This is a genomic window from Citrobacter sp. CRE-46, assembly GCF_059615875.1.
The window spans coordinates 3,222,437-3,246,965 of sequence record NZ_CM184341.1; the positions used below are offsets into that span (position 1 = coordinate 3,222,437).

23 protein-coding genes are annotated in these 24,529 nt (G+C 53.3%); 8 read left to right on the forward strand and 15 right to left on the reverse strand.

Annotated elements, in window-relative coordinates:
- Positions 1-138: 138 nt before the first annotated feature.
- The 4 genes from efeB to putP form a co-directional block, all read right to left on the reverse strand.
- Positions 139-1,422, reverse strand: a complete 1,284-nt coding sequence (efeB, locus tag AC534G_RS15780) for an iron uptake transporter deferrochelatase/peroxidase subunit (protein ID WP_110498399.1) — start codon at positions 1,420-1,422, stop codon at positions 139-141.
- 5 nt (positions 1,423-1,427) lie between these two features.
- Positions 1,428-2,555 (reverse strand): iron uptake system protein EfeO, encoded by a 1,128-nt coding sequence (gene efeO, locus AC534G_RS15785; protein WP_069323293.1) that lies wholly within the window; start codon positions 2,553-2,555, stop codon positions 1,428-1,430.
- Positions 2,556-2,613: 58 nt separating this feature from the next.
- Entirely contained in the window at positions 2,614-3,447 is an 834-nt protein-coding gene (efeU, locus tag AC534G_RS15790) for an iron uptake transporter permease EfeU (protein ID WP_038639559.1), read from the reverse strand.
- A gap of 950 nt (positions 3,448-4,397) precedes the next feature.
- The gene (putP, locus tag AC534G_RS15795) at positions 4,398-5,906 is read right to left on the reverse strand and encodes a sodium/proline symporter PutP (protein WP_496594426.1); all 1,509 of its coding nucleotides are present in this window, start codon (positions 5,904-5,906) and stop codon (positions 4,398-4,400) included.
- A gap of 421 nt (positions 5,907-6,327) precedes the next feature.
- On the opposite strand from putP, the gene putA reads away from it, so the two are divergent.
- Both putA and AC534G_RS15805 read left to right on the forward strand, forming a co-directional pair.
- Positions 6,328-10,290, forward strand: a complete 3,963-nt coding sequence (putA, locus tag AC534G_RS15800; protein WP_085048550.1) for a trifunctional transcriptional regulator/proline dehydrogenase/L-glutamate gamma-semialdehyde dehydrogenase — start codon at positions 6,328-6,330, stop codon at positions 10,288-10,290.
- Between the two features lie 58 nt (positions 10,291-10,348).
- Positions 10,349-10,744, forward strand: coding sequence for a lysozyme inhibitor LprI family protein (locus tag AC534G_RS15805; RefSeq protein WP_085048551.1), 396 nt, complete (start codon positions 10,349-10,351; stop codon positions 10,742-10,744).
- Here AC534G_RS15805 and rutR read toward each other — a convergent pair.
- The 3 genes from rutR to AC534G_RS15820 form a co-directional block, all read right to left on the reverse strand.
- Positions 10,741-11,379: an HTH-type transcriptional regulator RutR gene (gene rutR / locus AC534G_RS15810; RefSeq protein ID WP_038639547.1), complete on the reverse strand. Its 639-nt coding sequence runs from the start codon at positions 11,377-11,379 to the stop codon at positions 10,741-10,743. The genes AC534G_RS15805 and rutR overlap by 4 nt on opposite strands.
- Before the next feature lie 58 nt (positions 11,380-11,437).
- Positions 11,438-12,352 carry a DMT family transporter gene (locus AC534G_RS15815; protein WP_110498406.1) on the reverse strand — a complete coding sequence of 305 codons (915 nt, stop codon included), beginning with the start codon at positions 12,350-12,352 and terminating at the stop codon, positions 11,438-11,440.
- Between the two features lie 162 nt (positions 12,353-12,514).
- Positions 12,515-12,688 (reverse strand): con-10 family general stress protein, encoded by a 174-nt coding sequence (locus tag AC534G_RS15820; protein WP_003036022.1) that lies wholly within the window; start codon positions 12,686-12,688, stop codon positions 12,515-12,517.
- A 386-nt stretch (positions 12,689-13,074) separates the two neighbouring features.
- Between AC534G_RS15820 and wrbA the strand changes: the two genes are divergently transcribed.
- Both wrbA and AC534G_RS15830 read left to right on the forward strand, forming a co-directional pair.
- A complete protein-coding gene (gene wrbA, locus AC534G_RS15825) occupies positions 13,075-13,671 on the forward strand; it encodes an NAD(P)H:quinone oxidoreductase (protein ID WP_003036019.1) in 597 nt (198 codons plus the stop codon).
- A gap of 20 nt (positions 13,672-13,691) precedes the next feature.
- Positions 13,692-13,919, forward strand: a complete 228-nt coding sequence (locus AC534G_RS15830; RefSeq protein ID WP_038639537.1) for a YccJ family protein — start codon at positions 13,692-13,694, stop codon at positions 13,917-13,919.
- A 44-nt stretch (positions 13,920-13,963) separates the two neighbouring features.
- Here AC534G_RS15830 and agp read toward each other — a convergent pair whose 3' ends face one another.
- The 7 genes from agp to AC534G_RS15865 form a co-directional block, all read right to left on the reverse strand.
- Positions 13,964-15,205: a bifunctional glucose-1-phosphatase/inositol phosphatase gene (gene agp / locus AC534G_RS15835; protein WP_038639533.1), complete on the reverse strand. Its 1,242-nt coding sequence runs from the start codon at positions 15,203-15,205 to the stop codon at positions 13,964-13,966.
- 87 nt (positions 15,206-15,292) lie between these two features.
- Positions 15,293-16,000: an ArsR/SmtB family transcription factor gene (locus AC534G_RS15840; RefSeq protein ID WP_038639530.1), complete on the reverse strand. Its 708-nt coding sequence runs from the start codon at positions 15,998-16,000 to the stop codon at positions 15,293-15,295.
- Positions 16,001-16,068: 68 nt separating this feature from the next.
- Positions 16,069-16,824: a sulfite exporter TauE/SafE family protein gene (locus AC534G_RS15845; RefSeq protein WP_087857509.1), complete on the reverse strand. Its 756-nt coding sequence runs from the start codon at positions 16,822-16,824 to the stop codon at positions 16,069-16,071.
- Positions 16,825-16,959: 135 nt separating this feature from the next.
- Entirely contained in the window at positions 16,960-17,466 is a 507-nt protein-coding gene (locus AC534G_RS15850) for a protein disulfide oxidoreductase (RefSeq protein ID WP_496594427.1), read from the reverse strand.
- Complete coding sequence (locus AC534G_RS15855; RefSeq protein ID WP_085048557.1) at positions 17,456-18,079, reverse strand: DsbA family protein; 624 nt, start codon at positions 18,077-18,079, stop codon at positions 17,456-17,458. Before AC534G_RS15855 ends, AC534G_RS15850 begins: the two co-directional genes overlap by 11 nt.
- The gene (locus tag AC534G_RS15860) at positions 18,076-19,956 is read right to left on the reverse strand and encodes a cytochrome c biogenesis protein CcdA (protein ID WP_110498408.1); all 1,881 of its coding nucleotides are present in this window, start codon (positions 19,954-19,956) and stop codon (positions 18,076-18,078) included. Before AC534G_RS15860 ends, AC534G_RS15855 begins: the two co-directional genes overlap by 4 nt.
- Positions 19,957-20,004: 48 nt before the next feature.
- Positions 20,005-20,367, reverse strand: a complete 363-nt coding sequence (locus AC534G_RS15865) for a hypothetical protein (protein ID WP_038639515.1) — start codon at positions 20,365-20,367, stop codon at positions 20,005-20,007.
- A gap of 420 nt (positions 20,368-20,787) precedes the next feature.
- On the opposite strand from AC534G_RS15865, the gene dsbA reads away from it, so the two are divergent.
- The 4 genes from dsbA (at position 20,788) to AC534G_RS15885 (ending at position 23,625) form a co-directional block, all read left to right on the forward strand.
- The gene (gene dsbA / locus AC534G_RS15870) at positions 20,788-21,411 is read left to right on the forward strand and encodes a thiol:disulfide interchange protein DsbA (RefSeq protein ID WP_110498837.1); all 624 of its coding nucleotides are present in this window, start codon (positions 20,788-20,790) and stop codon (positions 21,409-21,411) included.
- A gap of 206 nt (positions 21,412-21,617) precedes the next feature.
- On the forward strand, positions 21,618-22,538 hold the full coding sequence (gene cbpA / locus AC534G_RS15875) for a curved DNA-binding protein (RefSeq protein ID WP_085048559.1): 921 nt from the start codon (positions 21,618-21,620) through the stop codon (positions 22,536-22,538).
- Entirely contained in the window at positions 22,538-22,831 is a 294-nt protein-coding gene (gene cbpM / locus AC534G_RS15880) for a chaperone modulator CbpM (RefSeq protein WP_038639509.1), read from the forward strand. Before cbpA ends, cbpM begins: the two co-directional genes overlap by 1 nt.
- 107 nt (positions 22,832-22,938) lie before the next feature.
- Positions 22,939-23,625 (forward strand): Crp/Fnr family transcriptional regulator, encoded by a 687-nt coding sequence (locus AC534G_RS15885; RefSeq protein WP_110498410.1) that lies wholly within the window; start codon positions 22,939-22,941, stop codon positions 23,623-23,625.
- 42 nt (positions 23,626-23,667) lie between these two features.
- Here AC534G_RS15885 and AC534G_RS15890 read toward each other — a convergent pair whose 3' ends face one another.
- A complete protein-coding gene (locus AC534G_RS15890) occupies positions 23,668-24,504 on the reverse strand; it encodes a nucleoside-specific channel-forming Tsx family protein (protein ID WP_069323282.1) in 837 nt (278 codons plus the stop codon).
- Positions 24,505-24,529: the final 25 nt, after the last annotated feature.

A 24,529-nucleotide genomic window follows, 5' to 3' on the forward strand; every position in this document is an offset into this window, starting at 1 on the left:
TGATTTTGACTTGTCGCTACAGACAGTCTCTTGCAGAAAGATGACAAAATTATTTCATTCACAGACCGATCATAAAAAATAATTCGTTCATTCATGAAGATGTCAGTAAAAGCCCCGCCGCGCTGCGGGGCATAGATATCAAGCTTCGAGCAGACTCTGTCCGAGATAATGATCTGCGGTTTTGACACCCGGCAACGCAAAGAAGTAACCGCCACCAATTGGTTTGACATACTCCTCAAGCGCTTCACCGTTCAGGCGTTTCTGCACCGTCAGAAAACCTTTTTCCAGATCGTGCTGATAGCAGACGAACAACAGTCCCATATCAAGTTGACCGGAATTGGTCACGCCGAGCGAATAACTATAACCGCGACGCATCATCAGGCTAGACTCGGTCTCCTTCGTACGCGGGTTTGCCAGACGGATATGGCTGTCGAGCGCAATCACCTCACCTTCTGGATCGCTGGCATAGTCAGGCACATCGTGCTCATGCTGCATACCCAGCGGCGCACCGGTGTGTTTATCGCGACCAAAAATCGTTTGCTGTTCTTTCAGCGGCGTGCGATCCCAAAACTCCACGCGGAACTGAATGAGCCGCACGGCCTGATAGCTGCCGCCTTGCGCCCACGCAGGTTCGCCCTGCCCGTCCGTAACCCACACCACGTTTTGCATCAACTTCGCATCTGTAGCGTCCGGGTTCGCGGTACCGTCCTTAAAGCCAAGCAAGTTGACCGGGGTCTCTTTCCCTTTACTGCGCGCGGCGTGATCGGAAATAAATCCTTCACGTTTCCAGCGAACGCTGAGCAGATCGGGCGTATGTTTGATGATATCGCGCAGCGCGTGGATGACGGTGTCCTGTGTGTTGGCGCAAATCTGCAACAGCAGATCGCCATGGCACAGCGCTGCATCCAGAGAATCATTCGGGAAGCGCGTCATTTTTTGCAGCTTTTTCGGCATCTGCGGTGTCAGACTATAGCGCTCGTCAAACAGCGAGGATCCGACCGACAACGTGATCGTCAAATTGTCTGGTGCGATATATGCGCCAAGGATACCGGAATCCATCGGCGGTAACCGCGGATTCGGCGTATCCGGCGCAGGCCCACCGGTAGTCAGAAACGCAAATCGACGGGTTAGCAGCCGGAACAGACGTTCAAGATCGGCCTTATCACTGGCGAGAACATCGAACGCCACCAGCATCATGGATGCCTGCTGCGGCGTCAGGATCCCCGCCTGATATTGACCATAAAACGGCTGCACTTCACTACGCGCATCAGGAGACAACGTTCCCGGTGCGCTTTGCGGTTTTTGCGCATGGGCAACCGGGCATCCGCCGGCCAACGCCAGCGCGCCACCCAAAGCGCCCATTCCTTTCAACAAACGTCGGCGTGAAGGTTCGCTCACGCCGTTTTCATTATCATGCTGCATAGTGCTTAATCCAGACCCAGAACACCGCGTAATTGTGACAAGTCTTCCGCCAGCGTCGTGATTGGCCCTTTCAGCGCATTGCGATCGGCATCGGTCAGTTTGTCATAGGTTTCAAAACCGTCTTTGGTACGGTACTTGCTCAGAATGGTATCGACTTTTTTGAAGTTCGCATCCACCTTCGCTAACAGTTCAGCATTGGATTTTTGTAACTGCGGACGCAGGAGATCGACAATTTTCTGCGCGCCATCAACGTTGGCCTGGAAATCCCACAGATCGGTATGGCTGTAGCGATCTTCTTCCCCACTGATTTTGCTGGCTGCGACTTCTTCGATCAGCCCTGCCGCGCCACCTACCACTTTAGACGGTGGGAAGGCCAGCTCGCTAATACGCGTTTGCAGGTCAAGGACATCGTGGTTTAACTGGTCGGCATACTTGTCCATCCCTTTGGTGGTATTGTCACCGAACAGCGCTTTTTCCAGACGGTGGAAGCCGGTAAATTTCGGATCGGCAGCTTTTTGTTCGTAATCATCTTCCCGCGCATCAATGCTGCCATCGAGATCGGAGAACAGTTCGGCAATCGGTTCAATACGCTCGTAGTGCTGACGCGTTGGCGCATACAAGGATTTTGCTTTTTCCACATCGCCGACTTTAATCGCATCGGTGAAGGCTTTGGTACCCGCTACCAGTTGCGCGGTTTCTGCCGTCACGTAGGCTTTGTACTCGGTAATCGCGCCGCCCAGACTCAACAGAGCATCACTGTGCGCGGCATCCGCTGTAGCGCTTCCTTTTACGATCAATTTGCCTTTCGGGTTGGTCAACAAGCCACAGGTCATATCATATTCGCCAGGCTGCAGGTTGGCCGTCATTTTCTGGCTAAAGCCCGGCGCAATGTTTTCGCGCTCTTCAACCACCATAACGCCTTTGAGGATCTCCCACTCCAGCGCTTTCTGGCTGTGGTTCTGGATGATGAACTGCGTTTTCCCGGCGTTAACCGTGATCGTCATCGGCTCACACTGTTTATCGTTAACCGTGACTTTCACCTGCGGAATATCGGCGGCTTGTGCAGAAAAAACGGATGCAAACAGCGTGGCAATACCCAACTGCAGCGCACTACGGCGAAAATGAAACGTCATAACCTGGTCCTTTGAATAAGTATGTTGTAACTAAAAAGTATTCCGCATCGCGTTGTTTTTAAGGTGCGGTACGCGATGCCGTAGTGCCTGAACGCGGCGGTAGCGCAAAAATAATGAATGCCGGAATCAGGTAGATAAACCAGACAGCCACTTCACTCACGCTTGGCGCCTCCTGATAGCCGAAGATTCCTTCCATCAACGTGCCAAACAGCGAGTGCGTCGAAAGTATGCTGCTTATGTCAAACGCCACATCCTGAAAATGATTCCATAACCCGGCTTCGTGGAAGGCGCGGATGGCTCCAGCGGCAAGTCCGGCGGCCACCAGCAAAATGAACAGACTGGTCCACTTGAAGAATGCCCCGAGATTGAGACGAATACCGCCGAGGTAGATCAGGTAACCCAGTACCACCGCGGTGGCCAGCCCCAGCATCGCGCCCAGCGGCGGCCAGATGCCGACATCCTGCTGAAACGCCGCCAGCAGGAAGAACACCGACTCCAGCCCCTCGCGGGCGACGGCAAAAAAGACCATCATCACCAGCGCCCAGCCGTGATGGTTGCCGCGCTGCAACGCGTTATCGACAGCCTGTTCAAGCTGGACTTTGACGTTACGTGAAACTTTACGCATCCAGAACACCATCCAGGTGAGGATCACCACGGCAATGACCGCCACGATGCCTTCGAACAGCTCCTGCTCTTTTTGCGGAAATTCCCCGGTGGTTTCGTTGATGAAAATCCCTAACGCCAGGCATAACGCCGCCGCCAGCAGCACACCAATCCACATCACACCAATCCAACGACCACGCTGAGTCCGTTTCAGGTAGCTGGCAATCAGGCTGACAATCAGCGCGGCCTCTAACCCTTCGCGCAACATAATTAGAAATGGAACAAACATGCGAAGAACCCTTAAACGTTATTCTCAGTCAATTGATGCAAAGAAAAGTAAATTACAGTGATAGTGATTATCATTACAGGAAAGAAAAACTCAAGCAGAATGTTTTGAGAATGATGACTGAATGTAAAAGGTTAGGCAGGTAATGGTTATAGCGAGCTTGCAGCGTAGGTAATAAAAGCCCCCCACATGCGTCAATGTCATTAAGTTAACGCCTCTATATCAGAAAGCATCAACCTGTATTCGCGAAGGTAATGAACATGCTATTTCAGAGAAAGGATTCCGTTCACCTCATGTACATCGTTTCTCTGAAACACCGATTCCTGTGAACGTGTAAAGGGCGTTCTCCGCCACGCCCTTTACAATCCCGGCTCCCGGCGGGAAAATTGCCGCTCCGCGGTCCCCTCCGTTTATTCCTCCAGGCGACCGGGCCGGGCGCGAGGTAGCGTCCCTGCAAAGCGCGCCCTGAGCCAGCATCCATGCTGCCTCTCCCGGCCTTACGGAAACACGTCGGCAATTTTCAGCCGGACCAGCCACACCTGACCTCCTGTGTTTTTATTTGAATATGTTGAACAGCAAAAAAGATTTTACTGAAAGTCAGAGCGTTGAAGCGATGACCCCGGTCCGGCTGAAAATCGATGAGGCGTTGACGGCTGACCGGGTCTGTCCGCAGGGATGCGGACAGAGGGGACGGCCTGCAGGGACGCAGGCTCGGCCCCGACCCGACAGGCAGACGGCATAAGACGAATAGCTCGCGCAGCGACGATTTTCCCGCCGGAAGCCTGGGATGCAAGGGAGGCGGCGGTGAGCCTCCCTTGCACGTTCACAGGTATAGCGATATCAGAGAAGCAATGCACATAAGGTGAACGGAAACTAATTCAGGGTAAAACGTTCTCCATACATGCTTAACCGAACGGTATTGCGCACGCGGCGGGCCTGAGGACAAAGGTAGATTATTCTGCCTGTAAACGAGGCGGCGGCGCGGAGTGATAATGCGCGTCAGCCTCGGCAAAACGTTGCTGCATTGCGGTTGATGGTGCTTTACCCAACAGACTAAAGACGACAATACCGATGCTGCCGAAAATAAAGCCAGGGATGATTTCATACAGACCCAGCCAGGCAAACTGCTTCCAGACGATTACCGTCACCGCGCCGATGATCATCCCTGCCAGCGCGCCGTTGCGGGTCATACGCGACCACATTACCGAGAACAGAACCACCGGACCAAACGCCGCGCCAAAGCCTGCCCAGGCGTAGCTTACCAGACCCAGTACACGGTTCTCCGGGTTGGCCGCCAGTGCGATGGACACCAGGGCCACAACCAGCACCATGATACGACCAATCCACACCAGCTCTTTCTGGCTGGCATTTTTACGCAGGAACGCTTTGTACAAATCTTCGGTGATTGCGCTGGAACACACCAGCAGTTGGCAACTTAAGGTCGACATCACCGCCGCGAGGATTGCAGACAGCAGAATACCGGCAATCCACGGGTTGAACAGGATTTGCGCCAGTTCAATAAACACACGCTCAGCGTTCTGGTTAACGGCACCTGCCAGCGACGGGTTGTTATTAAAGTAAGCGATACCGAAGAAACCAACGGCAACTGCGCCGCCCAGACACAGGATCATCCAGGTCATGCTAATACGACGTGCATGCACAATACTATGGTGAGAATCTGCCGCCATAAAGCGCGCCAGAATATGCGGCTGGCCAAAGTAGCCCAGGCCCCAACCCATCAGAGAAATGATGGCAACAAAATTCAGCCCTTTGAACATGTCTACGTTCTCAATGCTCTTTTGTTTAATCACTTCCAGCGAATCATCGAATCCACCCACGCCGATAATGACCATGACCGGCGTCAGGATCAGAGCAAAGATCATCAGGCTGGCCTGAACGGTATCAGTCCAGCTTACCGCCAGAAAACCACCGATAAAGGTATAAATGATCGTCGCAGCCGCCCCCGCCCACAGTGCTGTTTCGTAGCTCATGCCAAAGGTGCTTTCAAACAGACGCGCCCCTGCCACAATCCCTGAAGCACAATAGATGGTGAAAAACAGCAGAATAACCAGCGCGGAGATAATCCGCAGAATGCGGCTTTTATCTTCAAAGCGACCGGTAAAGTAATCCGGTAACGTCAGCGCATTGTTATTGTATTCGGTGTGTACGCGTAAACGTCCGGCCACCAGCTTCCAGTTGATCCATGCGCCCAAAATAAGGCCGATGGCGATCCAGCTTTCTGAAATCCCCGACAGGAAAATCGCGCCTGGCAGCCCCATCAGCAACCAGCCACTCATATCGGATGCGCCAGCGGATAACGCGGTCACGAATGGACCCAGACTGCGTCCACCCAGAATGTAATCGTCAAAGTTTTTGGTTGAACGCCATGCAATAAACCCTATCAATATCATGCCGAAAATATAGACACAGAATGTCACTAACATCGGTGTGCTAATAGCCATCAAAACTCTCCAAAATTATGTATCAGCAATGCCGTGGCTTGCCGTTTTATTACCCTGCCGGAACGTGGCAAAGATATCTATGTTTACCAGGCGACCGTATCCTGCCGGAAGCGATGGTCATTCACAATCGATTTAACACACCATTTACATCAAAATTGATCCAGAGTAGATAGCATTTTTCTGTAGGTTGCACTCTCTCACACTTTTCTTGGTTGCACCTTTGAAAAGTGTTAACTACCGCAGAGAAAAAGATTCCGTAATTTTTATTCGCCCTGTCACGAACACCAACTTTATTAACATTTCATTCATTTTCAAGCTTGCAAACCACGTCACATTTAACACGGTTGCACAAAGTTGCAACATAGTGGATATTTCTCGGTAACTATCAGACCCGTATTTCAGTACAACAGGAGTAAACGGCATGGGAACCACCACGATGGGGGTTAAGCTGGATGACGCCACTCGCGAGCGTATTAAAACAGCCGCATCACGAATCGATCGCACACCGCATTGGCTGATTAAACAAGCCATCTTTAATTATCTTGAAAGACTGGAAAACGACGATGCGCTTCCTGAACTGCCGGCACTGCTGGCAGGCGCGGCGAATGAGGGCGAGGAGTCAACCACGCCGCAGAATGAAACGCATCAGCCTTTCCTGGAATTTGCCGAACAAATTCTGCCGCAGTCCGTTTCCCGCGCGGCAATCACCGCCGCGTACCGCCGCGCCGAAACCGACGCCGTGCCAATGCTGATGGAGCAGGCACGTCTGCCGCAACCCATCGCCGAGCAGGCGCATAAGCTGGCGTACGATCTGGCCGACAAACTGCGTAACCAGAAGACTGCCAGCGGTCGCGCCGGAATGGTACAAGGTTTATTGCAGGAGTTCTCCCTTTCTTCGCAGGAAGGCGTGGCGCTGATGTGTCTGGCGGAAGCCCTGCTGCGTATTCCCGATAAGGCAACCCGCGATGCGTTGATCCGCGACAAAATCAGCAACGGTAACTGGCAGTCGCACATTGGGCGTAGCCCGTCTCTGTTCGTTAACGCGGCGACCTGGGGACTGTTGTTTACCGGTCGTCTGGTTTCTACGCATAACGAAGCCAGCCTCTCCCGCTCGCTCAACCGTATTATCGGCAAGAGCGGCGAACCTTTAGTGCGTAAAGGCGTCGACATGGCGATGCGCCTGATGGGCGAACAGTTCGTCACCGGAGAAACCATCGCCGAAGCGCTGGCTAACGCACGTAAACTGGAAGAAAAAGGTTTCCGCTACTCCTACGACATGCTGGGCGAAGCGGCGCTAACCGCCGCTGATGCTCAGGCTTATCTGGTTTCTTACCAGCAGGCGATCCACGCCATTGGTAAAGCGTCTAATGGACGCGGCATTTATGAAGGGCCCGGTATCTCTATTAAGCTGTCGGCGCTGCACCCGCGCTATAGCCGCGCGCAATATGACCGCGTGATGGATGAACTCTATCCGCGCCTGAAATCGTTGACACTGCTGGCCCGTCAGTACGACATCGGTATTAATATCGACGCCGAAGAGGCTGACCGACTGGAGATCTCCCTCGATCTGCTGGAAAAACTGTGCTTCGAACCCGAACTGGCGGGCTGGAACGGTATCGGCTTTGTTATCCAGGCCTACCAGAAGCGCTGCCCATTTGTTATCGACTATCTGATCGATCTCGCTACCCGCAGTCGCCGCCGCCTGATGATCCGTCTGGTTAAAGGCGCATACTGGGATAGCGAAATCAAACGTGCGCAAATGGACGGTCTGGAAGGCTATCCGGTTTATACCCGTAAGGTGTATACCGACGTTTCCTATCTGGCCTGTGCGAAAAAACTGCTGGCCGTACCGAATCTGATCTACCCGCAGTTCGCCACCCATAACGCCCACACGCTGGCGGCGATTTATCAATTAGCGGGGCAAAACTATTATCCTGGTCAGTATGAGTTCCAGTGCCTGCACGGTATGGGCGAACCCCTGTACGAGCAGGTTACGGGCAAAGTCGCGGATGGCAAACTGAACCGTCCATGCCGTATTTATGCGCCGGTAGGTACACACGAAACCCTGCTGGCGTACCTGGTGCGTCGTCTGCTGGAAAACGGCGCCAACACCTCGTTCGTCAACCGCATTGCTGACACCACCTTGCCGCTGGACGAACTGGTTGCCGATCCAGTCGAAGCCGTGGAAAAACTGGCGCAACAGGAAGGCCAGACAGGTTTACCGCATCCGAAGATTCCCCTGCCGCGCGACCTGTACGGTAAAGGCCGGGAAAACTCAGGCGGACTGGATTTGGCTAACGAACATCGTCTGGCCTCGCTGTCCTCTGCCCTGCTCAATAGCGCGCTGCAAAAATGGCATGCCAAACCGATTCTCGAGCAGCCGGTTGCTGACGGTGAAATGACCCCGGTCGTTAACCCGGCCGAGCCAAAAGACATTGTCGGCTACGTGCGTGAAGCGACTCACAGCGAAGTGGAACAGGCATTACAAAACGCCGTCAATAATGCGCCAATCTGGTTTGCGACGCCGCCACAAGAGCGCGCCGCTATTTTGCATCGCGCTGCCGTTCTGATGGAAGGCCAGATGCAGCAATTAATTGGCATTCTGGTGCGCGAAGCGGGTAAAACCTTCAGCAACGCCATTGCAGAAGTGCGCGAAGCGGTAGACTTCTTGCACTATTATGCAGGCCAGGTACGCGATGACTTCGATAATGAAACCCATCGTCCGTTAGGCCCGGTAGTTTGTATCAGCCCGTGGAACTTCCCGCTGGCCATTTTCAGCGGACAGATTGCCGCCGCGCTGGCCGCAGGCAACAGCGTACTGGCAAAACCAGCGGAACAAACTCCGCTGATTGCCGCCCAGGGTATCGCTATTTTACTCGAAGCGGGCGTACCGCCGGGCGTGGTACAGCTGTTGCCAGGCCAGGGCGAAACCGTCGGGGCGCAGCTCACTTCCGATGAGCGCGTACGCGGCGTGATGTTTACCGGCTCAACGGAAGTCGCCACGCTGTTGCAACGCAATATCGCGACCCGCCTTGATGCTCAGGGCCGTCCAATCCCACTTATCGCCGAAACCGGTGGTATGAATGCGATGATCGTCGACTCCTCAGCGCTGACGGAACAGGTGGTGGTCGACGTGTTGGCTTCTGCTTTTGACAGTGCCGGACAACGCTGCTCCGCGCTGCGCGTGCTGTGTCTGCAGGATGATATTGCCGACCACACGCTGAAAATGCTGCGCGGGGCGATGGCAGAATGCCGTATGGGTAATCCGGGTCGCCTGACTACCGATATTGGGCCGGTTATCGATGAAGAAGCCAAAGCCAATATTGAGCGCCATATTCAGGCCATGCGCGCCAAAGGACGTCCGGTATTCCAGGCCGTGCGTGAGAACAGTGACGATGCGCGGGAATGGCAAACCGGTACCTTTATCGCTCCGACGCTTATCGAGCTGGAAAGCTTCGATGAATTACAAAAAGAGGTGTTCGGTCCGGTACTGCATGTCGTGCGTTACACCCGTAACAATCTGGGCAGCCTGATTGAACAAATTAATGCCTCCGGTTACGGCCTGACGCTGGGCGTCCACACCCGTATCGATGAAACCATCGCTCAGGTCACGGGATCTGCACATGTTGGGAACCTGTACGTTAACCGTAATATGGTTGGCGCCGTCGTCGGGGTGCAACCATTCGGTGGCGAAGGCTTGTCAGGAACCGGACCAAAAGCAGGTGGACCGCTGTACCTGTACCGCCTGCTGGCTAACCGCCCGGAGAATGCGCTGGGCATTACGCTTGCCCGTCAGGATGCAGACTATCCTGTCGATGCGCAGCTCAAAGCGGCTCTCGTGCAACCGCTGGAAGCACTCACCGAATGGGCCGCCGATCGTCCGTCGCTGCGTGCGCTTTGCCAGCAGTTTGGTGAACTGGCGCAGGCCGGAACGCAACGTCTGCTGCCAGGACCAACCGGCGAGCGCAATACCTGGACGCTGTTACCGCGCGAGCGCGTACTGTGTATCGCTGATGACGAGCAGGATGCGCTGGTGCAGGTTGCCGCTGTGACTTCGGTGGGAAGCTTGATCCTGTGGCCGGATGATGCGTTCCATCGCGAACTGGCAAAACGTCTGCCAGTTGCAGTCTCCGGGCGGATTCAGTTTGCCAAAGCGGACAACATCGCCACACAGCCGTTTGATGCCGTAATTTTCCATGGCGATTCCGATCAGCTTCGCGCGCTGTGTGAAGCGGTGGCGGCTCGTGAAGGAGCGATTGTGTCGGTTCAGGGCTTTGCCCGCGGCGAAAGCAATATCCTGCTTGAGAGGCTGTATATTGAACGCTCCCTGAGCGTCAATACCGCCGCCGCCGGAGGCAACGCCAGCCTGATGACAATCGGCTAAGGTTGTGGTTAATTAAGGCTCCGGTAACGGGGCCTTTTTTATAAAGTCAGAGGGAAACATGAAACGAATTTTACTGACATGTGCAGCGCTGCTGCTGAGCGGCCAGGCGCTGGCAGATGACTGCGCCAACGCGAATAATCAAGCTGAAATGAACACCTGTGCGGCAGAGCAGTTTAAAGCGGCCGACGCCAAACTTAATGAAACGTATCAGAATGCGCTGAAGCGCGCCGCCCCGACCCAGCGCGATTTACTGAAAAAAGCGCAAACTTCGTGGATAACCCTGCGCGATGCAGACTGTGCGTTAATCAGTTCCGGTACCGAAGGCGGAAGCGCCCAGGCGATGATTTCCAGCCAGTGTTTAACGGATAAGACCAACGAGCGCGAAGCGTTTCTCGCCTCGCTTTTACAGTGTGAAGAAGGCGATTTAAGCTGTCCGCTACCGCCTGCCAGCTAACGCACGCGGATCCCTTCGATAATCATCCGCTGTACGCTCTCAACGGTCTGGTTAAAAAAGGCTTCATCACGCAGCGTTGCGCCCGTTACCGCCTCTACCTGTGGGGCAAAGTCTGCATAATGCTGTGTTGAAGCCCAAATCATGAAAATCAGATGGTGCGGATCGACAGGAGCCAGTTTCCCACTGCTGACCCATCCGGCAATCAAAGCGGATTTCTCATCAATCAGCGTTTTAAGATCGCCCGTTAATTCAGCCATCAACAATGGCGCGCCCGCCAGCATCTCCATGCAGAATAACCGGGAAGCCTGCGGGTAATCGCGCGACACTTCCAGCTTCAGGCGAATATATTCTTTAATGGCCACCAGCGGCGCAAAGTCTTCGCGAAACGCCTTTAGCGGTGCCAGCCAGATGTCGAGGATTTGCCGTAAAACGGCAATATAGAGCACCTCTTTTGACGGGTAATAATAGAGCAGATTCGTTTTTGACACCCCCGCCTGCTCTGCTACCTGTTCCAGACGCGTACCATGGATCCCATATTGGGAGAAGATATTTAATGCCGCGGTTAAAATAGCCTGACGTTTTGCACTGACGGCCTGCGAGCGTTTACCGTTTTTTTTCTCTGCGCGTTGGACCATGCGCCCTCTCCTTCTTGTGAGGGCGTCAGCATACCAAATCACACGGTGAATGGTTAAATTAAAGCGATTCAGGAGGCGCCGCCTGCGGCTGCGCTTTTTTCTTCTTGAACTTCAGTTCGCTGACCAGCACGCCAACAATAATGAATGCTGCGCCTAACAAAGCCAGTAGCGGTAGGCGTTCACCCGCCAGACGACCAAAGATCCCCGCCCACACCGGCTCTCCGGTGTAGATGACCGTCGCCCGCGTCGGCGAAACGCTGCGCTGCGCCCAGTTCATGGTGACCTGAATAATCGCGCTAAATATTCCTAATCCCAGCGCGACCACCAGCAATCCTGTCGACATCGGCGGTACAGCCTCTCCTGCCGGGGCCATGGCAATAAACGCCGCCACAGAAGCGGTTGCCAGTTGCACCACCGTTACCCGACGCACATCTACTTTTCCCGCCCACGCGCTAATCAGAATAATTTCTGCCGCAATCGCCACCGCGCCCGCGAGCGTGATCCACTCACCTTCACCCAGCGCCAGTAAATTTCCCCCCGGTCCGGCAAGAAAAATCAACCCGATAAAGGCCAGTACAATCCCGACACACGGCATCAGGCCAGGCATACGCCCCAGGCACAGCCATTGCAACAGCGGCACCAGCGGTACGTACATCGCGGTAATAAACGCCGATTTACTGCTGGGAATAAACTGCAATCCCCAGGTTTGCAGGCTATAGCCCAGCGCTATCGCAATGCCAATTGCCACGCCAGCTTTAAACTCCAGCCAGGTCAGCTTATGCAGCGTTCGCCACGACAGAAGCGCAACGGCCAGCGCGGCAGTAGCAAAACGCACACCGACAAAGAAAAAGGGCCCGCTCAGAGTAACGGCATATTGCACCGCCAAAAACGTTCCACCCCAGAACATGGTGATCACAATGAGGATCGCCTCCTGAGGTTTAACCGAAAAGGAATAACGAGAAAGTAAAGACATGAGACACCCGATTAACAGAATGTCATTAGTCTGCGTTGCGTTTTGTTACAGTTCAACCTTGCTGACAAAAAAAACCGCCGGATGATCCCGGCGGCGGTGGCTTCGTGACGGCTAAGATGAAACACGAGACCGTCACGACATAACTAACAGGCAATGCAATAATTACGATTTATTGTTGCCGTGGCTATTTTTGCCCCCTTTCTTGCCTGCTTCTGAAGCGCGTTGCGGGTCATTCTTGAAGTTGCCCCCGCTGTGCTGGCCACCTTTTCGACCTGCTTCTGATGCTCTTTCGCGGTCTTCCGCAAAGTTACCGGAACCGCCTCGATGGTTTGCCATTACTGACCTCCGTCATTGATTAGACATCATATTGCATAGGTACTGAGGAGTGATACCTCAACGCAGCGTCTGGGCGAGGCCCTTGTTTTCACTGCGTGGAATTAAGCTTAGCGAAGAGCGGCCTGTTGACCAGCAAACTGTAATATCCTGCAACAGGATCCGCTGCATGATCAAAATAATAACAAGAAGAAATCAATAAGCCTTTCTTATGACTACCAAATTTCGCACGGTTAAATATGTATCATTTTGCAACAAAAGAGGATGTTATAAAAATTGTTATAAATCAAAGAAGTGTTTGTGAAATTTGCACTCCTGACAGTACGTCATATCTTTATAGGTAGGTAGCGAATCGCTACGGACACGGTTAACTCGAGGAGTAGTGTAAAATGGCAAAAGTTCTGGTGCTTTATTATTCCATGTACGGACACATTGAAACTATGGCCCATGCAGTTGCAGAAGGTGCAAATAAGGTAGACGGCGCGGAAGTCATCATTAAGCGTGTACCGGAAACCATGCAGCCTGAGATTTTCCTCAAGGCGGGCGGTAAAACACAAAATGCACCAGTCGCCACCCCGCAAGAACTGGCTGATTACGACGCCATCATTTTTGGTACCCCCACACGCTTTGGCAATATGTCCGGCCAGATGCGTACTTTCCTTGACCAGACTGGCGGGCTGTGGGCTTCCGGCGCGCTGTACGGCAAACTCGCCAGCGTATTCAGCTCAACGGGGACCGGCGGCGGTCAGGAACAAACCATTACCTCAACCTGGACGACGCTTGCCCATCATGGGATGGTGATTGTGCCGATCGGCTACGCAGCGCAAGAGCTGTTTGATGTCTCACAGGTTCGCGGCGGTACGCCTTACGGCGCAACCACCATCGCCGGAGGCGACGGCTCCCGTCAGCCAAGTCAGGAAGAGTTGTCTATCGCCCGCTATCAGGGTGAATATGTCGCAGGTCTGGCAGTAAAACTCAACGGCTAATCTTCAACAGGAGGATTCGAATGCCAACTCAAGAAGCGAAAGCCCATCACGTCGGTGAATGGGCAAGTCTGCGCAATACATCGCCGGAAATAGCCGAAGCCATTTTTGAAGTCGCGCATTATGACGAGAAACTGGCGGAAAAAATTTGGGAAGAAGGTAGCGATGAGGTGCTCATCAAAGCCTTTGAGAAAACAGACAAAGATTCGCTCTTTTGGGGTGAACAGACTATCGAACGCAAAAACGTCTAGCGCTCTGACTCCCCCGCTCGCACGGGGGAGTTTTTCTTTTACTTCTACTTCGCCGCCTCATTCAACACGCTATCGAACTTATCGATTGGGCAAAAGCCGTTCGCATCTACCGGACACCCTTTCAGCTCCAGCGTCACACGCTGCGCCGGGGATTTCAGCGTCAGGACATCCGCATTACGCAACTGCTGCGAGCTTTGATAGACATATTCGATTTTCATCAGATCACGATTCGCCTTGCTGTCATGCCAGCGCTGGAAGACAATCTTCCCGCCGATCGGCGTACGCTCGTTCTGGTCGTGAAGCTGATACGGTTTGAAATCCAGCGCGGTGAGCAGCGAAGCAATGTTTGAGTCATGCCCCACCAGCACGGTTATTTTCGGTGCTTTCATGCGTTCGGTGACCAGCGCATTATCAATATATTTCACCAGCGGTTTGGCGACGTTCTGCGCCACTTCCGGCGAGGTGAACAGGCTGTCCTGATAGCCATTTTTCAGCTTCGACAGCACCTTCCACTGTTGATCGGACTTAATTTCCCCCCAGGCGACCTGGTCCATCGGGAATCCTTCGTAATATTGCAGCGTGAAAGCATCGACCAGCGAGTTCCCCACCTTTAATGGTCCTGACACCCCCGGCTCCTGTTGGTATTTGGCGCTGAACGTATCTTTGGCGTCGGTCAGGGAACACTGCTGTTTTTCTTTGCAGGATGGCGAGTCTTTGTAGTCTGTCATTTGCTCAAGCAATTGATAGCTGTCGCTGAGCTGCATTTTGCTGCGCTCTTTTTCCATCGCCTGGACAGCCTGCTGGCTGAAGGCGGCAGAATCATCGGTGATCACCGGGTTAAAGGTGGGATCCATAGTGCCCATTTTTTCCTGATGATGAACTGGAACGTCGCACCCCGGGAATGCGCCGGTGACAAAGAACTGCGCCGTAGCAACCGTACGCTGTAGGCTATTCGCATAGGTATAGACCGTGTCCGGAGCCGGACATTCGCCCGTTTTTACCATCCCTTGCTCTGCCAGCCACTCACGCATGTAGTGACCCATATAGACTTCCAGCACGCCGCCTTTGGTGGTGAGTTGCCCGCCAGGAACATCCCATTCCGGCCATTGTTTAGGCGTGGACTGCTCAAGAACGCTGCCGTTATTGGCTAAAGGTGCACGTAAGTTATGCCGACTCATCATCAATACTTGCTGAAGCTGGTAGCCTTCCGGCGCGGTCTGCGCGTACGCGGCGCCTGACACTAATACAGCCCCTGCCACGGCTGCGGCGATTAACGATTTATTCATCCCTACGACCTCTTGTTGTTATCAATCACAACAGAGTGTGACAGAAACAGGACATTTTTCCGGGAACGCTTTCGCAAAACAGGGCATCTACCGTGTTGTTTTAATACCGAACTCGCTATTGAGTTTGCGGATCCCTGGTGGGGTAAAGGTGACATGGCGACTACCGGTCTGCGTTTTAATCCACTTTTGTTCGGTAAACCAACGTAGCAGCGTTGCGCCAAGCACGCCGCCAGGATGGTAACGTCGCTCACTCCAGTCCAGACAACCGCAGGCTAATTTCCGCCGTGACGAGCCGGTAAAGAGGACGATCCCCATTTCCGTCAGTTTTTCCTGCCCGAGTTCAGTTAGCGTTTCACCATCCGGCGTTAACCACTGACGGGAAACGAACGTATCAAACAGTCTCACCGCCACTTCTCCGGCGAGATGGTCGTAGCAGGTGCGGGCATGCCGCAAACTTAGGGGCGTGGTGATTTTTCGAGGGGTAGATGTCGCCCACGCCACCCCCATCAGTCGTTCCAGCAGTTCAGCAATCTCCGCGCTTGCGAGGCGAAAATAACGATGTCTTCCCTGAGCGAGCGCCACCACAAAATGTTGTTCGCACAAACGCGCCAGATGCGCGCTGGCGGTCGAAGCGGATACATCCGCTACGGCGCTAAGTTCGGTCGCGGTCCAGGCGCGGCCATCCATCAGCGCACACAGCATACGCGAGCGCGATTTATCGGCCATGACTGCCGCAGTGAGCGCCATGCGCGACTCCAGCTCGCCCTCTTCTTCCTTTAACATCACGGATACCATAGTGACCTCGTTGGCGCTAAATATCTGAATTAACGATGCCATGAAAACGCGCTAAAGTCACCGAAGGGTCACGCCGCACGCACCATCATCTCTACACCCAGTCCAAGCAAACACAACAGAAAACAGCGTTTAAACACCAGCGGAGATATAACCCGTCGCACACGAGTCCCCATCCACTGACCAATAAGCGCAGGCACAATGGCCAACGCCGATAAGCTCAGCGACTGTGCGGGCAGCGCATTGTGCCACCACAGTCCGAGCGCCAGCGCCAGCGTTGAAAATGTGAAAGAGATCCCCAGGGCCTGCACCAGTTCATCTTTCTCAAAACCCAGGGATTGGATCCAGGGCACCGCAGGCATCACAAATACGCCGGTTCCGCCGGTCAGCAAGCCGGTAACGAATCCAACAACAAGGGAGTATGGTTTTTCACGGTGCGCGGCCACCGCGATCGTCTTACCCGCCAACGTCCAGATGGCGTAAGCCACCAGCGCTACGCCGAGCGCAAACTGGGTACGGGCCGTGTCGCCGCCGGTAATCCAGGCGCTGGCAAGCAGGGTCGCCACCACTACCGTCAACAGCATAGGCCACAGCCGTTTGAGCAATCTGCGTGTATTACCGCCGCCGCCAAACTGAAACAAATTACTAATAAGCGAGGGTAAGAGCAGCATTGCCGCCGCGGCAACCGGCGAAATAAGCGATCCGAGGATCCCCATCGCCACGGTGGGTAACCCCATACCGGTGACCCCTTTCACCATGCCGGCGAGGACAAATGTGGCGGCAATCATCATTACCAGAGAAGGTCCAAACGCTACAGAACTCGTCATGTTGCACTTTCCTGCAAAGAGAAGGTGACTCATTCTGAACATCAATCACCCTGCTTGCTTCGCCAGACAACGAAATATGTCCTCCCGTTTTAGCGGCGGCAGCATAAAAAATGCCGGGTTTCCCCGGCACGATTATCAGAACGTTTTCGCCCACCACAACCGAAGCTTCATGCCCCAGTAGCTGGTCCAGCCGCTGGTTGTAGACACCACCCGGCCTTGCGACATTACCACCAGCGTGGGCGTGACGCTGATTGCCCAACTGCGGGAAATTGCCCCGTTTGCATCATTGATGACCGGAAAGTCCACGCCTTTTCGCGACAGCCAGCGGGATACCTCGGCTTCATTGCCGGAGCGTAGCGCAATGGTCATCACGTTTTCCCCTTGCGAACGTAGCCTGGCGACTTCCGGCGTCGTGAAGCGACACACGCCGCACCAGCTGGCCCAGAAATAGAGCAATACTGGCTCGTTTTGACTCAGCGCCGCCAGCGTGACGGTTTCACCATCCAGCGTTTGTAAAGGTGTGCTGTCAAAAGAGGCAGGGAGCTGCGGGGCACGCCAGGCATCCATCAGCAGCATCACACCGGCCAACAACGCCAGTAAGATCACCCCTTCGCGCAGCCAGCGGCGTAGCTTACTGACCATTGGCTGCCGCCAGTTTTTCTTTTACGACTTCCTCAAGCGTTTCCCATGGTACTGCGCCCGGAATGAGTTCATCGCCAATAATCGTTGCAGGAGTACCTTGCACCCCGACCAGTCGCGCCAGTTGCAGATTCGTACTCAGGGTTTCAGCGCTTTGCGCGTCCAGCGTCACCGGATTGGCACCCGCTTTTTCCTGGGCCTGCTTGATACTCACGTCAGTATGATAGCCCTTCTTCTGCATCAGCTTTTCATGCAGCGCCAGAAACTGTTGCGGATGCTGATGCCAGGTAGTCAGCACGGTCCGCGCCGCCAGTTCCGAACTTTTCCCTTTAAATGGCAGCGGTTTAATGACCACCGCCACGTCAGGGTATTTCTGCACAATTTTCTCCAGCATCGGATCGAGCTGTTTACAGTATGGACAATTGTAATCGGTAAAGTTTATCAGCGTCAGTTTCGCCTGCTTTGCACCAATTCGTGGGCTGTTGGGATCGTTAAACAGGGCTTCCTGAATAAGCGCTTCGATTTGTTTTTCCTGCTCCGGGGTAAATGGCGCAGGCTCTTTCGCCACGCTGACGGCGGAAAACAGGCTTAACAACAGAACAATCATCATCTTCATGGGATGACTCCTTTAGCATCATTCAACATTTGCAGTACCGCATCGCGGGTTAACAACGTTGGCAACGCCTGACCTTCCGGCAGACCGGGGCCATAAATTTGGTTATACGGCACAGCAACCTGGCCGCGTTTTTTCAAAAATTCGGTGATGGCTTCAGAAGGGAGCGTCCAGTCGCCGCGCAGCGCCACAACATCCGGCTGCTGCAGCACGGCCTGGACGTCATCTTTATGCAAGGCGTTGTATTTATTTACCTTACAGGTAATACACCAGTCCGCCGTGACGTCAATAAACACACGCTTGTGTTGCGCCAGCGCCTCTTCAATCGCCTGCTCGCTAAGCGGTTGCCAGTTCACGCTCTCTTTAGCGCTACTTTGCCCCGCCAGCCCTAAATGCGGGAGCAGCAATGTCGCAAGCCAGATAGCCGAACCCAGCATCATCACGCCGAGCAAACGCCGCAGGATATTCATCCAGCGCCCCGGCCGCGGCAGGCGCAGCGCCAGACCGGGACGCAGGGCCACCAGCAGCCACGGCAGACTCATCCCCAGACCTAGCGCGATAAACAGTCCCCACAGCGTCGGCAATGAGGCCGTCAGCGCCACCGCCACCGCCGTGCCCAGAAACGGGGCGCTGCATGGCGTGGCGAGCAGGGTCGCAAATGCGCCTTGCCAGAAATGTCCCGCCAGGCCGTTGCCGCCATGAGTCGCCAGCGTGGTGGTCATCGCCGAAGGCAGACGGAATTCAAACCACCCGAACAGGCTGGCGCTGAACGTCAGCATCACCAGTACCATGACACCGATGAACCACGGATTCTGGAACTGGATCCCCCAGCCAAGCGCCTGATTGGTTAACCGCAGTACCGTCATCAATAGCGCCAGCGCCATAAAGGAGACCAGTATTCCGGCTACCGATGCGAGGAATTGACGGCGAATCTGGCGGCGGCTTTTTTCCTCAACCAGTAAAATCGAACCCAGCTTCATACCCAGCACCGGTAACACGCAGGGCATCAGGTTGAGAATCAACCCGCCCAGTAACGCCATTAGCGCCACCTGCCACAGCGGAAGCGAAGCGTTATCGATGGCTGGCGCTTCGCCAATCGCAAGACGGCTTTCCTGCGCCACGCCATTATCAGCCAAAACCAGCGTGACCGACTTACCGCGCAGATCCGGCACGCCTTCCCCCCAACCATCATGGACAGGTACCGTGGCGCGTAGCGTTTCCCCGTCAACCTGGATTTGCGGCATACCAAAATCCGCATCATCTACGGCATCCAGATACAGCCCTGGCGCAGTCCAGCCTCCGGCGCGCTGCGCCTCAACGACCAGTTCTCCAGCACGCGCCCCGGCATGAAGAGAATCAGTCAGGCCACTGGCGAGCGGGATCTGCCCCATCGCCTGAGCGTAGTCATGCGCAAAAGTCGGATCCTCGGCGGTGGGCGTCACGGAAAAAGGAAAATCCGTCAACAGGCAAACGTTGCTACAGGTGGATAGTGTCAACACGCCGCTAAGCGTGGCGGGCGATCTGCCGCGCACCATCATCGGGAACGTCACCCGATCGTGATACCCCTGGGTGGTGATATTGGCGACCTCAAAACGCGCAGGGGTTGGCCAGAACCAGTCGACCGTCGGCATTTCGCCCTTCCAGGCGATAGACGGCGCGATGCCCCCCTCCCCTGGCGAACGCCAGTAGGTTTTCCAGCCATCTTCCAGTTTAACATCCAGCAGCAGACGGGTTTCACCGGCGGCTGAGGTATCGGCGCGTAATCGCACGCTGGCGTGATCGTTATCGGGTGAACGTAGCCAGCCGGGGTCAGCCGCCCAGGATACGGGCAGCCAGAGTAATAACAGACAGAGCAGCGCCTGCCTGAAAACAGTCATCATAGTTTTTCTCCGTGAATAATTATCTAACAGTCAGCAACGGCTGTTCTGTCATTCACGGAAGACGCAAAATCGGAGATGTACCCTGAGAGTGGGCGGCGAGATGGCTCGCGGTGGGAAAAAAGGTAAACGAAACGCCCGCACTGGCGCCAGTAGCGACAGCAGCAGACACAGCGCCAGAATAATGCCCTCAAACAGTACCGGCGGCGCAGCCAGTAACGACTTCGCGCTCAGTTCACAAGGGGTAACCGGGGCAGCCTCATCAGGTTGCGCTTGTTCGCTTGTGACAACGCTGGTGGCAACGGTGTTCATCTGCAACGCATGCAGGCCCGCCATGCGTTGCGCGGTGCAAACCATCACCACAACACATGCCAGACAGAGGAACCACCATCCCAGCCGTTGACGTTTCGCCATTCTACCCTCACAGATTGATGCGGGTTATCTTAACCACTCGCCAGGTTTTAGCAACCTTTGCGCTGTAAAGTTATGTCCTGTTATTTGAAGGTTATACACGCCCTCGCGCAATAAAAACGCTATATGTGAAATGATTATTCATCATATTTTCAGCATTCCTTATTACAATATAACATTGCGGATTAAATACCCCCTTAAAATGTTACGCCAGTTATTATTCATTATTTATAAAGGGTACCCGATAATATTTAACACCAGCACAAAAAAGACACGTCGAATGTACTGCCATGTATTGATGCGTAAATGAAAGTAAGAGTCAGCACATTTGCAATGTGAGTATCGTATTATAGCGTAACGTAATGGACACCCGTTCATTTCAAGAACAACATGTTTAATAAATGTTATTTAGAGTATATGGAAATGAAAAAATATTTATTACCCCTGATTGGATTACTTTTCACAGTTAGCGCTCAGGCCGCAACATTTACCGACGGCAAAGAATTTATTTCACTGGAAAAACCCGTCGCTACAGCACCGGCGGCGCTGAAGTTTTTCTCGTTTTACTGCCCTTCATGCTATCAATATGATGAAGTGTTTAAAGTGACTGATAACGTGAAAAAAGTTCTGCCTGCTGATGTCAAACTCACCGAGTATCACGTCGATTTTTTAGGCCCTTTGGGGCAAGACATGACGCATGCCTGGTCCGTCGCCATTCTCCTGAACGTGGAGGACAAAGTGAAACCATTGCTTTTTGATGCCGTGCAGAAAAAACAAACGATTAAGACAGCAGACGATATTCGTAACGTATTTATCAACGCCGGCGTTAGCGCCAGCGATTATGATGCTGCGTGGAATAGCTTTGCCGTGAAATCACTCACCGCCAAACAACAGGAAATGGCTAAAGCGGTGGACTTAAAAGGTGTGCCTGCCATTTTTATTAACGGTAAATATATGATCAATCCGAAGGGACTGAAATCAGATGACCTTAATTCTTTCGTACAGAACTATGCAGACACGGTCCGCTTCCTGATGACCAAATCCTGATATTTCGCTAATCCGACTATTCGCACCACACAACAGACGCCACCACCTTGCAACGCGCTGTTGGTGGTGCGACGCCAGCATCGTTTATACCGATATCCTTTCTTCCCGGTTGGCATTCGCCGTTATCAGGATTACCCTAAACTTAGCGGTGACACCTTTTGTCAGGGTTCACCTTCTGCAAGTGTTGATTTACACGAGAGAACGCTATGGAATTAAAGGATTATTACGCCATTATGGGCGTGAAACCGACAGACGATCTCAAGACAATCAAGACCGCCTATCGTCGACTCGCCCGTAAATACCATCCTGATGTCAGCAAAGAGCCTGACGCAGAGGCCCGGTTCAAAGAGGTCGCTGAAGCCTGGGAAGTACTGAGTGATGAACAGCGACGCGCCGAGTACGACCAGTTGTGGCAGCACCGCAACGACCCTCAGTTCAACCGTCAATTCCAGCAAGGAGAGAATCAAAACTACAGCGCCGAAGATTTCGACGATATTTTCTCCTCCATTTTTGGTCAGCATGCACACCACACGCGACAGCGCCATGCCAGTCGCGGACATGATATTGAAATTGAAGTTGCCGTATTCCTCGAAGAAACGCTCACTGAGCACAGCCGCACGATCAGTTACAACCTGCCGGTTTACAATGCCTTCGGCATGGTTGAACGGGAAATTCCCAAAACGCTCAACGTGAAAATCCCGGCAGGCGTGGGCAACGGTCAGCGTATCCGTTTGAAAGGCCAGGGTACCCCTGGTGAAAACGGAGGGCCGAATGGTGATTTGTGGTTGGTGATTCATATCGCACCGCACCCACTGTTTGATATCGTCAATCAGGATCTGGAAGTTGTCGTTCCCGTAGCGCCGTGGGAAGCCGCTTTGGGCGCGAAAGTGACCGTACCTACGCTGAAAGAAAGCATCCTGTTAACCATCCCTGCGGGCAGTCAGGCCGGGCAGCGGTTACGCATTAAAGGCAAAGGTCTGGTGAGTAAAAAACATACCGGCGATTTGTACGCGGTGATCAAAATCGTGATGCCGCCGAAACCTGACGACAACACAGCCACCCTGTGGCAACAGCTGGCAGATGCACAAAAGACCTTTGATCCGCGCAAAGAGTGGGGGAAAGCATAATGGCTAACGTCACCGTCACCTTTAGCATTACCGAATTTTGTCTGTACACCGGTGTATCAGAAGAGGAACTGCATGAGATTGTCGGCCTAGGGGTGATTGAACCCCATGAAGACGAGACCTTTGACGATCATGCCCTGACCGTAATGCGACGCGCAATGCGCCTGCGCCAGGAGCTGGAGCTTGACTGGCCGGGAATCGCCGTTGCGCTGACATTGTTAGAAGAGAACGCGCAGTTGCGTCAGGAAAACCGCGTGTTGCGCCAACGCTTGTCTCGCTTTATCAGCCATCCTTAATACGTCGGGGTCAGCATCGCGCTGGCCCTGCTCACGTTTAATGACATTACTCAACAGATGGCATACAGTCAGAACAAGAAATATCTCAAACCATAAGACGTTAGACCATGCAGCTAAAACCCCTTACCAAAGGTCGTTTTCACAATATCTGGCAGCAGGATGATGCCTTAATCGAGAAAATATTCCTGGAGTTGCTCTCTGAAACCCAGATTATCCAGGAAGATGAATATCTCTATCGCCAGGGACAAATTGTTGATCGCCTGATTATGGTGCAGTCGGGCAGAATTTCTTTGCGCTACAGCGCTGAGAATGGGCGTCGTTTTCAACTGGGCGCAATGGAATGCGATGAGCAACTGTTTGGAGAAATGGAGTTTTTTACCGGCTACCGCTGCCAACTGGATATCGTAGCCGAAGAGCCGCTGACCGTTGCGGTGTGCAGCTGTGAACGCCTGGAAGAGGCGCTGGACCAACACCCCAGACTGGCAATATTTTTCGCCAGCGCGATGGCCGTTGACTATCAGGATATGTTAGAAATTTTCCTGCACCGGATGCTCTACCCGATCGTACACAACGTCGCGTACGACCTGTATCGCCAGCATCAGAACAAGCAACCGATGGATGGTTTTCATAAAAAATATCAGGAAGCGGAACGATTCGGCACCACCGACAGGGTATATCGACGGGCGGTAAAAGCGTTGACGGATGCCGGGCTGGTAACGCGCACGAAACAAGGTCTGGAAATTAAGGATCTGGAAGGTTTACGCCAGTTTCTCGGCAACGACATCATTGACTGACACACCAACCATTCTGAGTGTTGGTGTGCCGTCGGGTCGCTATCAGAACTTATAGGTGAGATTGAAATAGTGACCAAGACCGGTGGTGCGCCCTGCTCCACCATGGTTTTCCATCAATGCCATATTGCGGAAATACTTCAATCCATAACCTACCGCGTAGTGCTCTGAATGCCAGTAAATGCCGTTATACCATTCAATCGCGTTATTACTGTATAGCGGCTGGTTAGCTATCTTGTTAGCGGCAAATTGATAGTCAAAGTATCCCTGATAATTGAGATAACTGCCGTTGGCGAAGGTATAGAACGGCGTCGACCAGTTGGTCGAGAACATGTAACCATCCCACTTACCTTCGTTATCCGCGCCGTAGTTTTCACGAACGTAGTGTGCATAGATGTTCATTCCCATCATACCAAACCATGGAACCTTAACATCCGTACCTAAACCAACGTAATGTTCAAACAATTCCCGATCGCCAATGTTATTCACCGTTGCGATATAGAATTCGTTAAACGGCCCCACGGATAAATCTTTATTAAAAATAGCATCCAGGGAAAACCGCGGGGATATCTTGGCGAAGAAGTTATCGCCACCGTGACGGTCGTCCTGCTTGCTGTCTAAAATATCAAAAAAATCGACATAACCATACAGATCGATAATTCCGGAACGTGCACCGAACTCCAGTTCCAGATAGGTGTCATTACGAATACCATACGGTACTTTCGCATCCACACTTTGCATTAAATTCAATTGCATCCAGTTAAAATCATTTTTGCGAATATTGCCATCAGTATAATCAGCCGCAAGTGCTTGCGTGCAACTGATAGCAAATACAGTACCCAGAACTGTTTTTTTAAGCATTGATATATTTTTCTTCAGCATTTTCAATTCCTTTGAGTAAAGTTGT